This is a genomic window from Curtobacterium sp. MCLR17_042 (assembly GCF_003234695.1).
GTDB classification, from domain to species: Bacteria; Actinomycetota; Actinomycetes; order Actinomycetales; family Microbacteriaceae; genus Curtobacterium; species Curtobacterium flaccumfaciens.
In genome coordinates, this window is sequence record NZ_QKTD01000018.1 from 39,494 (window position 1) to 51,688 (window position 12,195).

The 12,195-nt window shown below is 72.7% G+C and carries 12 protein-coding genes; 4 read left to right on the forward strand and 8 right to left on the reverse strand.

Annotation, left to right across the window (positions count from 1 at the left end):
• Positions 1–10 precede the first annotated feature (10 nt).
• Complete coding sequence (locus DEJ02_RS15890; RefSeq protein WP_111033749.1) at positions 11–1,555, reverse strand: ABC transporter substrate-binding protein; 1,545 nt, start codon at positions 1,553–1,555, stop codon at positions 11–13.
• Positions 1,552–2,562: an alpha/beta fold hydrolase gene (locus DEJ02_RS15895; protein WP_181440399.1), complete on the reverse strand. Its 1,011-nt coding sequence runs from the start codon at positions 2,560–2,562 to the stop codon at positions 1,552–1,554. Before DEJ02_RS15895 ends, DEJ02_RS15890 begins: the two co-directional genes overlap by 4 nt.
• A gap of 66 nt (positions 2,563–2,628) precedes the next feature.
• Between DEJ02_RS15895 and DEJ02_RS15900 the strand changes: the two genes are divergently transcribed.
• Both DEJ02_RS15900 and DEJ02_RS15905 read left to right on the forward strand, forming a co-directional pair.
• The gene (locus tag DEJ02_RS15900; protein WP_258378760.1) at positions 2,629–3,528 is read left to right on the forward strand and encodes a siderophore-interacting protein; all 900 of its coding nucleotides are present in this window, start codon (positions 2,629–2,631) and stop codon (positions 3,526–3,528) included.
• Positions 3,528–4,346 carry an ABC transporter ATP-binding protein gene (locus tag DEJ02_RS15905; RefSeq protein WP_111033752.1) on the forward strand — a complete coding sequence of 273 codons (819 nt, stop codon included), beginning with the start codon at positions 3,528–3,530 and terminating at the stop codon, positions 4,344–4,346. The genes DEJ02_RS15900 and DEJ02_RS15905 overlap by 1 nt, the downstream gene beginning before the upstream one ends.
• A 618-nt stretch (positions 4,347–4,964) precedes the next feature.
• Here the strand turns inward: DEJ02_RS15905 and DEJ02_RS15910 are convergent.
• The 5 genes from DEJ02_RS15910 to DEJ02_RS15930 form a co-directional block, all read right to left on the reverse strand.
• The gene (locus DEJ02_RS15910) at positions 4,965–5,321 is read right to left on the reverse strand and encodes a Fe-S oxidoreductase (protein ID WP_175330772.1); all 357 of its coding nucleotides are present in this window, start codon (positions 5,319–5,321) and stop codon (positions 4,965–4,967) included.
• Positions 5,322–5,323: 2 nt separating this feature from the next.
• Positions 5,324–6,727 carry an NAD(P)/FAD-dependent oxidoreductase gene (locus DEJ02_RS15915; protein ID WP_027465800.1) on the reverse strand — a complete coding sequence of 468 codons (1,404 nt, stop codon included), beginning with the start codon at positions 6,725–6,727 and terminating at the stop codon, positions 5,324–5,326.
• A 55-nt stretch (positions 6,728–6,782) separates the two neighbouring features.
• Positions 6,783–7,604, reverse strand: coding sequence for an arginase family protein (locus tag DEJ02_RS15920; protein WP_111033753.1), 822 nt, complete (start codon positions 7,602–7,604; stop codon positions 6,783–6,785).
• 44 nt (positions 7,605–7,648) lie between these two features.
• Entirely contained in the window at positions 7,649–8,374 is a 726-nt protein-coding gene (locus DEJ02_RS15925; protein ID WP_017885772.1) for a PspA/IM30 family protein, read from the reverse strand.
• A gap of 80 nt (positions 8,375–8,454) precedes the next feature.
• Positions 8,455–10,311, reverse strand: coding sequence for a YgcG family protein (locus tag DEJ02_RS15930; RefSeq protein WP_181440400.1), 1,857 nt, complete (start codon positions 10,309–10,311; stop codon positions 8,455–8,457).
• 284 nt (positions 10,312–10,595) lie between these two features.
• Here DEJ02_RS15930 and DEJ02_RS15935 point away from each other — a divergent pair, with 284 nt between their 5' ends.
• Positions 10,596–10,799: a hypothetical protein gene (locus tag DEJ02_RS15935; RefSeq protein ID WP_017885770.1), complete on the forward strand. Its 204-nt coding sequence runs from the start codon at positions 10,596–10,598 to the stop codon at positions 10,797–10,799.
• A gap of 72 nt (positions 10,800–10,871) precedes the next feature.
• Complete coding sequence (locus DEJ02_RS15940; protein ID WP_146249311.1) at positions 10,872–11,426, forward strand: 4'-phosphopantetheinyl transferase superfamily protein; 555 nt, start codon at positions 10,872–10,874, stop codon at positions 11,424–11,426.
• On the opposite strand, the gene map is transcribed toward DEJ02_RS15940, so the two are convergent.
• Positions 11,410–12,177, reverse strand: a complete 768-nt coding sequence (gene map / locus DEJ02_RS15945; RefSeq protein ID WP_111033777.1) for a type I methionyl aminopeptidase — start codon at positions 12,175–12,177, stop codon at positions 11,410–11,412. The genes DEJ02_RS15940 and map overlap by 17 nt on opposite strands.
• Between the last annotated feature and the right edge of the window lie 18 nt (positions 12,178–12,195).

The following is a 12,195-nucleotide window of genomic DNA, read 5'->3' on the forward strand; positions in this document are numbered from 1 at the left end:
TCGCTCCGGGTCACTTGACCGCGAGCTTCGCCAGGTCGAGGCGCGAGTTGCCGCCGTCGACCGGGAAGCCCGTCACGCCGGAGCGCACCGCGGTGATCTCGGTCGCCGTGTAGAGCCACTCGCCGGCCGCGTCCTCGCTGACGATGCGTGCCGCCTTGCGGAGTGCCTCGGTCTTCGTGGCCTCGTCGGTCGCCGCGATCGACTGGGCGTAGAGGGCCTGCACCTTCGGGTTGTCGTACCCGAAGTAGTAGTCCGGGTTCGCCCAGTTGCCGAAGTCACGGGCCTCGACGTGGTCGACCATCGACAGGTCGAAGTCCCGCTCGCCGGACTTCGGTGCCTGGAACACCGAGGACAGCCAGGTGGCGAAGTCGACACGCTTGACCGTCAGGGTGATCCCGACGTCGGCGAGCTGCGACTTCAGCACGTCGCCGATCGTCGTCGGGTAGATGTTCGCGTAGGTGAGCGTCAGCTTCAGGTCCTGCTGGCCGGCGTCGGCCAGGAGCTTCTTCGCGTTCGCGGGGTCGTACGCGTCGATGTCGGTCAGGTCCTCGTAGCCGGGGTCGAGCTCCGGGATCGGACCGCCCTGCTCCACGCCGGTGCCGCCGATCGCCTTGATGAGCGCCTTCGCGTCGATCGCCTGCCGGATGGCCCGGCGCACGCGCTCGTCGGTGAAGGGTTCCTTGCGGTCGTTGAACGCGAGCGTGTACTTGTCGGTCGTCTTGCCGCTGTGCAGCGCGATGTCGGCGTTGCCCTGCAGCTGGCTCTTGAGCGTGCCGTCGACCGGGTTCAGGACGTCCAGGTCACCGTTCGCCATCGCGTTGACGGCGGTCGACGGGTCCGTGATGTACCGGAAGACGATCTTCGCGACCTTCGTCTTCGTGCCCCAGTAGTCCTCGTTGCGGTCGAAGGTGAGCGAGTCGCCCTGCTTCCAGCTCGCGACCTCGAATGGACCGGTGCCGTTGGCGCTGTCGGACAGGTCGTTGTCCGCGGCCTTCTCGAGCACCAGGCCCGAGCGGCCGGTCAGGTTCCAGAGCAGGTCGGAGTCCGGCTTCGCGAGTTGCAGCACGACGGAGTCGTCCGACGGCGAGGTGATCGACGTGACGCCCGCGAGCTTGGCCGAGTCGACGTACGAGTCGTTCGACTTGACCTGCTCGAGCGACCACACGACGTCGGCCGCGGTGACCGGCTTGCCGTCCTGGAACGTCGTGCCGTCACGCAGCGTGAACGTGTAGGTCAGGCCGTCCTTCGAGACCTCGTGCGACGAGGCCAGCACGTCACGGATCTCGCCGTCGGCGGTCCGGCCGACGAGCCCCTGGTACACGTTGTCGATGAGCACCTGGTCGAGCGCCGCCCCGGACTGGGTGCGGATGTCGAGACTCGTCGGCTCGAGCACCAGCCCGACGCGCACCGTGGCGTCCTTGCCGCCGGTGGTGTCGGACGAGCCGGAGCAGCCGGCCAGCGCCAGGGCGGAGACGACGGCGATCGCGGTGGCGGCGAGGGCAGCGCGCCCGATGCGCGAGGTGCGCGCGGTGCGACGGGGCAGGAGCGGACTCATGGGGTGGTGGGTTCCTTCCGGGCACGAGGGCTGGGATCGGGCCTCGCGCTCGCACGAGGGTACCGGCGGCTGGTGCCGTCCGGCGACGGTTCTTCGATCGGGTGCAACAATCCGTGCCGCTCCGCCCATGCCCGGATCGCCGAAGCCAGTTCGAGGGGTGCCTGGTTCTGCACCGCGTGCCGCGAGGTCACCGTCACGATCTCGGCGTCCGGCAGGCGTTCGGCGAACCCGGCGTGCAGCTTCGGGGAGACGTACCCGCGGTCACCCCGGACGAGCAGGATCGGCACGCGCAGGGCCTCGAGGTCCGGCCACGCATCGGCGAAGCGGCCCACCGACGACGTCCGCCCGGCGGGCAGGTGCGGGAAGTGGTGCCGGCGCACGAGTCGCCCGTCCGCACCGAGGGCCGTCGTGTGCCGGGCCTCACGGAGCAGCACCTGCCGGTCGTCGCCGACCCGCGCCTCGATCGCCCGGTCGACGACCTGCTCGAGGGACTCGAACGGCTCCTCGGCCTCGAGCGCGCGGGCGATCCGGTCCACCGCACGCTGCGCGAAGTCCGGCGACATGTCGACGAGCACGAGTCCGGTGACCCGCTCCGGCGCGGTGGCCGCGAGTCGAGCCGACAGGATGGCGCCGAGCGAGTGCCCGACGACGATGCCCGGCGGCACCGCGAGCGCGTCGAGCGCGGCGAGCACGCTCGGCGCCGTCGCGGCCGCCGCGTAGTCCGCGTCCTCCCGCCACGACGACCGGCCGTGGCCGGGCAGGTCGAGGGCGACCGCCGGCTCGCCCACGGCGAGTGCCGTGGTGTCGAAGCTGTGGGCGTCGATGCCGAGCCCGTGCAGGTAGGTGATCCGGGCCTCCTGGCCGTCGTCGCCCCACCGGATCGCGGAGGTCTCCTGCCCGTCCGCGGTGCAGACCACCTGCCTGGAGGCGCGGAGCGGCGTGGTCACGCCGCTCGCGCTGGCGAGGGCGGGCAGGTCGGCGAATTCGTCGTCGGGGGCTTCGGACACGGGGACGATCCTCGCACCGTTCCGGGGCCCTGGAGACGTTAGGTAAGGCATGCCATACTCGATTCCGTGGCAACCCGGTATCGCGTCTTCTCCGTCCGTGTGGCCGCCGTCACGTCGCTCACCCCGAACTTCGTCCGGGTCACGCTGACGGGCGACGCGCTCGCCGACTTCTCCTCGGTCGGTCTCGACCAGCGGATCAAGATCGTGCTGCCCCTGCCCGGCATCGGCTTCTCCGAACTGCCGGAGGACGAGGACTGGTACGCCGCCTGGCGCGCGCTGCCGGACGACGCCCGCAACCCGCTCCGCACGTACACGGTCCGCTCGTTCCGGCCGGACGCCCGCGAGCTCGACATCGACTTCGTCGCCCACGGCGACACCGGTCCGGCGTCGCGCTGGGTGTCGGCCTGCCGCGTCGGTGACGAGCTGCGCATCGTCGGGCCGCGCGTCCCCGAGTCGCCGGAGGACCTGCCGACCGGGGCCGCCGAGTTCGCTCCCGGGCACGCGAACCGGATCCTGCTCGCCGGGGACGAGACCGCCGCACCGGCCATCTGCGCCATCCTCGAAGCCCTCGACGTCTCGACCGTCGGCCACGTGTTCATCGAGGTGCCCACCGACGCCGACCGGTTGCCGGTCACCGCGCCCGCCGGGGTCGAGGTCCGCTGGATCGCCCGCAACGGCGCCACCCACGGGGTCCGGATGACCGACCAGGTGCACGCCTGGGCCTCCACCGTCGCGTCGTCCGCCGCCGCGTGCGAGCCGGCCGCCGAGCTCACCGACGTCGACGTCGACGAGCAGGTGCTGTGGGACGTGCCCGCGCCCGTCGACGAGCGCCCCGTCTACGCGTGGATCGCGGGCGAGGCCGGCTGCGTCAAGGAACTCCGCCGCCACCTGGTGCGCGGCGTCGGCATCGACCGCAAGCAGGTCGCGTTCATGGGCTACTGGCGGCACGGCAAGGCCGAGCACTGATGCCGACCTCGGGCACCGCGCTCGGTCCGGTCCCGACCACCGCACTGGGGGCCCGTGGGCTGACCCTGGCGTACGACGACCGGGTCGTGGTGGACACGCTCGACGTCGACATCCCCGACGGCGAACTGACGGTCATCGTCGGGCCCAATGCCTGCGGCAAGTCGACGCTCCTGAAGTCCTTCGCCCGCACCCTGAAGCCGCGCGCCGGCACGGTCTTCCTCGACGGGGCGCCGATCGACTCGTACCGCCCGAAGGCCGTCGCCCGGCGGGTCGGCATGCTCCCGCAGACCCCGATCGCCCCCGACGGCATCACCGTGCGTGACCTGGTGTCCCGGGGCCGGTTCCCGCACCAGGACCTGCTGCACCCGTCGTCCGGCTCCGACCGGCAGGCGGTGCAGGCTGCACTCGAGCAGACGTCGACGGTGGAACTGGCGGAGCGGAGCGTCGACGAGCTCTCCGGCGGGCAACGGCAGCGGGTGTGGATCGCGATGGTGCTCGCGCAGCAGACCGACATCGTGCTGCTCGACGAGCCGACGACGTTCCTCGACATCGCGCACCAGTACGACGTGCTCGAACTGGCCTCCACGCTGCACGCCGCCGGTCGCACGGTCGTCGCGGTGCTGCACGACCTGAACCAGGCCGCGCGCTACGCCACCCACGTCATCGCGATGCGCGACGGGGCGATCGTCTCGGCGGGGGAGCCGTCGTCGGTGCTCACCGCGGACCTCGTCGAGGACGTCTTCGGCCTGCCGTGCGTCGTCGTCCCGGACCCCGAGACCGGCACGCCCCTCGTGGTGCCGCGGCGGCGCGCGGCCTGACGCGCGGGCCGGCTGGCGCCGGGCCGGGCCGAGGTCGCACGATCTGCCGCCTGCCCGGCGTCGGGACGACGGTTCGCGCGACCACGACGATGCGCACGCGGCATGTCGCGCGACTTCGGTCACGTGCCGCCGCCGAGTGGTCATGACTCGTCGTCGGTGGGGCGCCGAGTGGTCACGAACCGTCGGCTGGCGGCGCCGCAGGCGACGGTCTGCGACCGCTCGCCGCGCACCCGCCGGGGTGTTGCGACCGGCGGGCGGGCGCGGTGGGCGTGGGGCGCGGCGGCCTGGAGGCCCGGGGGCGGCGCCGCCACGCGCCTCCAGGCCGTCGACTGGTCGCGTTCCGTCGCCTGGCCGCCCGCCGCCGAGTGGTCACGACTCGTCGTGGGTCGGCGTCGAGCGGTCACGAACTGTCGGCTGGCGGCGCCGCACGCGACGGTCTGCGACCGCTCGCCGCGCGCCCGGCGGGGTGTTGCGACCGGCGGGCGGGCGCGCCGAGGTCGCACGAACCTCCGCCCGAACGGCGTCGGGGCGACAGTTCGCGCGACCACGACGATGCGCACGCGGCGTGTCGTGCGACCGCAGCACACCTACGCACCCGCCCCGCACCCGCCGCACGCGTCAGCGGTACCCCCCGTCCTCCAGACCGGCCTCGACCTCGAACCGGTTCCGCAGCGGATCCCGCCCGGCGACGGCGTAGAGCAGCGGCATGAGCATCCCGTACCGGCGCCACTGCTCGACGTGCACCCGCTCGTGCCGGAGCACCCGAGGGCCGTCGTTGTCGCGCGTCAGGTACACCGAACCGACGCAGGTGCCGCCGCGCCGGAACACCCAGCGCGGCAGCCCCGTGCAGACCACGAGCCCGTCCTCCACCCGGATCCGCCCGGTCGACAGGGGGACGCCCACGGCGAGCCCGACAGCGGTCGCGAACACCCACCCCGCACGCGACACGGGGGAGTCGAGCAGCGGGTTGCGCACGCTCAGGCCGGGCGGCCGTACGTCTCGAGCAGGCGGAGCCAGATCTCGTTCATCGTCGGGTAGGCCGGCACCGCGTGCCACAGGCGGTCGATCGGGACCTCGCCCACGACGGCGACGGTGGCGCCGTGCAGCATCTCGGCGACGTCCTGGCCGACGAACGTGACGCCGACGACGACCCCGCGGTCCTCGTCGACGACCATCTTCGCGCGGCCCGTGTAGCCGTCGGCCTGCAGCGAGGACCCGGCGATCGCACCGAGGTCGTACTCGACCGCGCGGACGTTCAGCCCCTGCTCGCGGGCCTTCGCCTCGGTCAGTCCGACGCTCGCGACCTCGGGGTCGGTGAAGGTGACCTGCGGCGAGGCGGCGTGGTCGGCGGTGGCGACGTGGGCACCCCACGGCTCGGTGTGCAGCGGCGTGCCCTGGTACCGGGCGGCGATCGCCTCGCCGGCGGCACGCGCCTGGTACTTGCCCTGGTGGGTGAGCAGGACGCGGTGGTTGACGTCACCCACGGCGTACAGCCAGTCGGTGCCGTGCACGAGCATGGTGTCGTCGACGTCGAGCCAGTCGCCCGCGGTCAGGCCGACGGTCTCGAGCCCGAGGTCACGCGTGTGTGCGGCGCGGCCGGTGGCGGCGAGCACCTCGCTCGTGATGACCGTGGTGCCGTCGTCGAGCTCCGTGGTGACGAGACCGTGCTCGTCGCGGTCGACCCGGACCGGGTTGACGCCGGTGCGGACGTCGACACCGAGTTCGCGCAGGGAGTCGGCGACGAGTTCCCCGGCGAAGGGCTCCATGCCGCCGAGCAGACCGTGCCGGGCGACGAGGGTGACCTTCGCGCCGAGGGACGCCCACGCGGTCGCGAGCTCGGAGCCGGAGACACCGCCGCCGATGACGAGCAGGCTCTCGGGGACCTGCTGGGCGCTGGTGCCCTCGCGGGTGCCCCACGGCTTCGCCTCGGCGAGACCGGGCACCGGGGGCAGCGTGTGCAGGGAGCCGGTGACGACCGCGACGGCGGCGCGCGCGGTGTGCGTCTCGCCGTCGACGTCGATGGTCTTCGGGCCGGTGATGCGGGCGTGCCCGCGGATCAGGTCGATGCCGGCGGACTCGAGCCACGAGACCTGGCTGTCGTCCTTCCAGTCCGAGGTGAACGAGTTGCGGCGGGCGAGCACGTGGGCGGCGTCGAGCGTGCCGGTCACGGCCTGCTTCGCACCGTCGAGCCGCTTGGCGGCGGCGAGGGCGTGTCCGCTGCGCAGGAGCGCCTTCGAGGGCATGCACGCCCAGTAGGAGCACTCGCCGCCGACGAGCTCGGCCTCCACGATCGCGACCGACAGGTCGCGCTTCCTGGCGTAGTCCGCCACGTTCTCGCCGACAGCGCCGGCTCCGATCACGATGAGGTCGTAGTCCGTCATGCTGCCGAGCGTACGCGGACCGGCAGGGGGTCCGCCGGTCGCGTCGTGCGTGTGGTCAGCCCACCCGGGAGGCGCTGGTCACCGCTCCGACGACGCGCAGGATCACGCCGAGGTCGTCCACCGCCCGGTCCGGGTCGACGGGGGCGAATCCGGTGAGCGCAGCGCCGACGAGGCGCCGGCCGCGGGTCGCGGCCTTGATGCGCTCGACGAGCGCTGCGCCGTCGAGGCCGAACGGGACGGGTTCGAGGAGTCCGTCGACCTCGGACGGGTCGAGGACGTCGAGGTCGACGTGCACGAACACCGACGAGGCACCGGTCCGCTCGACCGCTGCGGCGAGGGCGTCCGGGGTGGCGGCGTCGACGTCGAGGTGCACGATCCCGGCCTTGTCGAGGGCGGCCCGTTCGGCGTCCTCGACCCCGCGGACCCCGGCGACGACGACCGAGGACGCCGGCACCACGGGTAGGCCGGGGAACAGGTCGTCGGGACGGTCGACCAGCAGTCGCAGGGCGGCGGTCTCGGCGGCGACGGGCTGGGCCCGGTTGAGCGCGCGGTACCCGCTGGAACCGGAGATGCGGACGAACGCGGTGTCCGGCGCGAGGGCGGCGGTCGCCCCGAGGACACTGGCGCCGTCACCGCCGACGACGAGCACCGGTTCGGTGGCGACGGCGGTTTCCTCGGCGACGCGTTCCGCGACGGCGAGCACCGAGGTGTAGCGGGCGACGGCGGTCTCGAGGCGATCACCGGCCCCGGCCGGGACGTCGACCACGGTGGTGGACGCCCGGGGGAGGTCGGCCGCGATCGCCGACGCACCGTCCCCGAGGCGCATCGCGCGCGACGACGCCGAACCCTGCCACTGACCGACCACGAGGAAGTGCATCGTCTCAGTCTGTCAGCTGGGGTCCGGCGTCGTCAGGGCGTTCGTCAGATGCTCGAGGATCCGCCGGACTTCAGCGCGGCGAGCCGTGCCTCGACCTCGGCGTCCTTGCCGACGTCCTCGAGGCTCTCGAACTGTGCGTCGAGGCTCGACGACTGCAGCTCCTGCTGGCCGAGCACCTTCGCCTCTTCGCGGCGGACCTTCTCCTCGAAGCGGCCGAGGTCGCTCGTCGGGTCGAGCACGTCGATGTTGCCGAGGGCGTCGTTGACGCGGGACTGCGCCTCGGCGGTCTTCGAGCGGGCGACGAGGTTGTCCCGCTTCGCGCGGAGCTGCTCGAGCTTCTGCTCCATGCCGGCGAGGCCGGTCTTGAGCTTCTCGACGGCCTCGTTCTGCGACGCCAGGTTCGGCTCCGCGTCCTTGACCTCCTGCTCGGCGGCGATCTGCTTGCCGATCGCGATCTTGGCGAGGTTGTCGAACTTGTCCGCCTCGGCCGACTTGCCCTCGGAGCGGTACTTGTCGGCTGCGGTGGAGGCGTTGGCGGCCTTCTGGCCCCACTCGACCGCGGCCTTCTTGTCCTCTTCGTGGTCCTGCTCGAGCAGGCGCACGTTGCCGATGGTCTGCGCGATCGCGGTCTTCGCGTCGGCGATGTTGTTCGTGTAGTCGCGGACGAGCTGGTCCAGCATCTTCTGCGGGTCCTCGGCGTCGTCGATGATCTGGTTGATGTTCGCGCGCACGAGGGTGGAGATGCGTCCGAAGATGGTCTGCTTGGCCATTGCTGTTCCCTTTCGTGGAAGTCCTGTGGACGGTGTTGTCGGGTCGTGTCTGGTTCTGGGTGCCGGGGGCGGGCGTCGGGTCAGAATCGGCCGCCGCCGGAGAAGCCGCCGCCCCCGAAGGAACCGCCGCCGTAGCTGCCGCCGCGACCGCCGAGCAGGCCGCCGAGGACGAGTCCGGTGACGAGGCCGCCGAGCTGGGCACCGCCGCCGCCACCGCCCTGGCCGCCGCCCCAGCCGCCGAGGTCGTCGTTGGCGGCATCCATCGCGGCGGCCGCGTACTGCTCGGCAGCGCGGGCGGCGTTGAGTGCCTGGCCCGGGTTGCTCGGGGCGAGTTCGACGGCGTCGTCGTAGGCGCGCTGGGCCTCGGACAGCCGGGTCCGGGCGGTCGGGCCGATGCCGCCGCGGTGCAGGGAGACGTAGTCGCGGGCCTGGCTGATCCGGTTCCGGGCGTCGCGCAGGGCGGCGTCGAGCGCCTGGGTGGCCCGCTGGCGCTGTTCTTCGGCACCCCGCGCCGTGGCGATGGCCTGGTCGATCTCGGTGTTCGCCCGGGTCAGCGCGTCGACGGCCGCCACGGGGTCCTTCGGGTCGAGCCCCTGGCGGAGCACGGTCTCGGCACGGGTGACCGCTGCGGCGAGGTCCGGCCCGCCCGAGCGCAGGCTGCGGGCGGCGGCGACGTCGCCCTGGATGTCGATGCGCATCGCCTCGGCGCGGGCGGTGGCCTCGTCGAAGGACTGCTCGGCGGCGAGTGCGCCGTCGGTGAGCTGCTGCACCTGTGCGAGCGCGTGCTGGGCGTCGCGCACGGCGACGACCGCCTCGCCCTTGTCGCCGGCGGCGATGGAGGCGGTGGCGGCGTTCGAGCGTTCGGTGGCGAAGGCGAGCACCTGGTGGGCCTGGTCGACGTTGTTCGCCACGGTGGCGAGGGTGCGGCCGGTGTAGCGGGCGCGGACGCGGTCGAGTGCAGCGGCGGCGGCTCCGACCGAGGCCGGTGCGGCGGCCACGGCCTGGGCGAGCGACGCGGCGGCGTCCTCGACGCCGTCCTCGAGCGACCGGAGCTGGTCGAACGCCTCGGTCTGCTCCTCGATCGCGGCGTGCGCACGCTCGCAGATCACGATGATCTGGTTCGCCCACTCGGCGCGCTGCTGCGGGGTGTCGGGGATCTCGTCGTCGAGCTGCTGCCGGATCGTGAAGGCCTTGCGGACCTCGCGCTGTGCGGCCTGCACGGCGTCGGCGAAGGGCTTGGCGGCGTCGGGGCCGAACTGCGCGCTCGCGAACCCGACCTCTTGTTCGGCGGTGCGGAGTTCGTCGTCGATGGTGACCAGGGCGCCGCCGGCGGTGCGTTCGAGGTCGGCGAGCGAGGCTTCCTGCGCCTTCGTCGCTGCGGCGGTGCGGCGCTTGTTCCGGGTCCGGACGACCAGGACCACGACGATGAGCCCGACGACCACGACGAGCAGCAGGATCCACAGCCAGGTCAGGTCCACCGGGGCCTGCGACTCGGTCAGCCCGTCGGCGAAGGCCACGGCTGCGCCGGACCAGTCGCCCTGCTTGAGTTGGGGGAGCAGTGAGTCGTTGACGGCGTTCTCCACGTCGGACGAGGAGATCGCGGTCTCGTTCGTCTGCTGGACGTCGTAGTTGCGCTCGTCGACCGCGACCGAGAGCAGGATGCCGTCAGTGTCGATCTGGTTCTGCTCCATCACGGCCCGGCCCCACTCGGTGTGGTCGGTGGGGTCGGTGAAGGACGGCACGAACACGACGTACAGCTGCGTCTGGGTCTCGGAGTACAGGTCCTGCACGGCCTGCTCGACCTTCGACTGCTGGGATGCGGTCAGCGCGTCAGCCTCGTCGAGGACGTACGCGCCGCCCAGGTCGACGGGCGCCGTGGCGTGGGCGGTCGCTGCCGGAGCCAGGACGATCAGCATCGCGACGAGGGCGGCCGTCACACGGCTCCACAGCCGCGTTGTCCCCCTGTGCCCGCTCGATCCGTCCGTGCCCGATCCGTGCTGGACCGCTCGCATCCGTCCTCCGTCCGTCGCCGGTCGGTACCCCGTGGCACCGCACCGGACCGCGCCACGAGTGCGCTGTCGCCCGGAGTCTATCCAGGCCACGCAGGGGCACCGCCAGACTCTGGGGGAACGCTCCGGACCGTGCTTCCTGTGGACGTCTTGTCCCCCGTACCGGGGTATGCTGGCGCCACTGTTCGAGGATGAACGGAAGGGGAAGAACGATGGAACGCACCACGAGCACCGAGGTCGTCCCGCTCGAGGACGGCTACCACCGGGTGTCGACTCCGGCGACGGGTGTGATCGGTTTCGTGCGCGAGCACGACGGCCGTTACGAGGTCCTGCGCGGACGAGTTCGCCAGGCGACCCGCTCCGAGGGGCAGTACAGCACCATGAACGTCGCGCTCATCGCGCTGACGCACGCCTGATCCGCTCTGGCCGCGACCACACGACCGACGGGCGCTGCCCCGGTCGGTGGGTCGCGCCTCCAGACCGTCACGGTGACGCTCCGGACGCCGGCTGCTGACCGCGCGGACGACCGGGAGGCCCTGGTCGCCGCCGTCGCATCGGCGACCGGCGTCGAGCCGGTCGCCGTGCGCGCGGGGCGCGTCTGTCCGCACTGCGCGCGGACCGACCACGGTCGTCCGTGGGCGACCGTCGCGGGCGTCTCGGTCGGCGTGAGCCTGTCGCGCGCACCGGGCGTCGTCGCCCTCGCGGTCGGACCGTCGGCACTCGGCGTCGACGTCGAACGGGTCTCGCGGGTCGCCGCTGCGCCGCTCGACGCCTTCACTCCGAGGGAGCTGCTCCGGGCTGACGGAGACCCGGCGCTCCTCGCGGCAGCGTGGGCGGCGAAGGAAGCGGTGCTGAAACGCGACGGACGCGGGCTGCGCGTCGACCCGCTCGCGGTGGAGGTCGACGTGGCCGCCGGTACCGCCCGGTTGGAGGGTGCCGAACAACCGCTCACCGTGCTGTACCCCGCGCCAGATGTGGTGCTCGTGGTGGCGGCGGGTGGCCTGCCCGTCGAGGTCGTCGGGGCGGTCAGCGGGGGAGCGTGAGCACCTCGGCGCCGTCCTCGGTGATCGCGATGGTGTGCTCGGTGTGGGCGGTCCGCGCTCCCGTGGCACTCCGCAGGGTCCACCCGTCGGCGTCGGTGACCAGGACGTCGGTGTCGGCCATCACCCACGGTTCGAGCGCGAGCAGGAGCCCGGGCCGGAGGGTGTAGCCGCGACCGGCGCGCCCGGTGTTCGACACGTGCGGGTCCTGGTGCATGGTCGAGCCGATGCCGTGCCCGCCGAACTCGACGTTCACCGGGTAACCCGCCGCTTCGAGCACGGTGCCGATCGCGTGGGACAGGTCACCGATGCGGGCGCCCGGTCCGGCGGCGGCGATGCCCGCGGCCAGCGCGCGTTCGGTGGCGTCGATGAGTGCGAGGTCCTCGGGGCGTGCGGTACCGACGACGAAGCTGATCGCGGCGTCGGCGGCGATGCCGTCCAGGGACACCGCGAGGTCGAGGGTCAGCAGGTCGCCGTCCTGCAGCACCTGGTCGTGCGGCAGCCCGTGCAGGACGGCGTCGTTCACGGCCGTGCAGATGTGGTGGCCGAACGGGCCGCGGCCGAACGAGGGGGCGTAGTCGACGTAGCAGGAATCGGCACCGGCGGCCTCGATCATCTGCTTCGCCCACCGGTCGATCTCGAGCAGGTTCGTGCCCACGCGGGTGCGTTCGCGCAGGGTCTGCAGGATCGTGCCGACGAGGGCTCCGGTGGCGCGGCCCTTGTCGACCTCGGCGGGGGTCAGGATCTCGATCACGCGGATGATCATACCGGT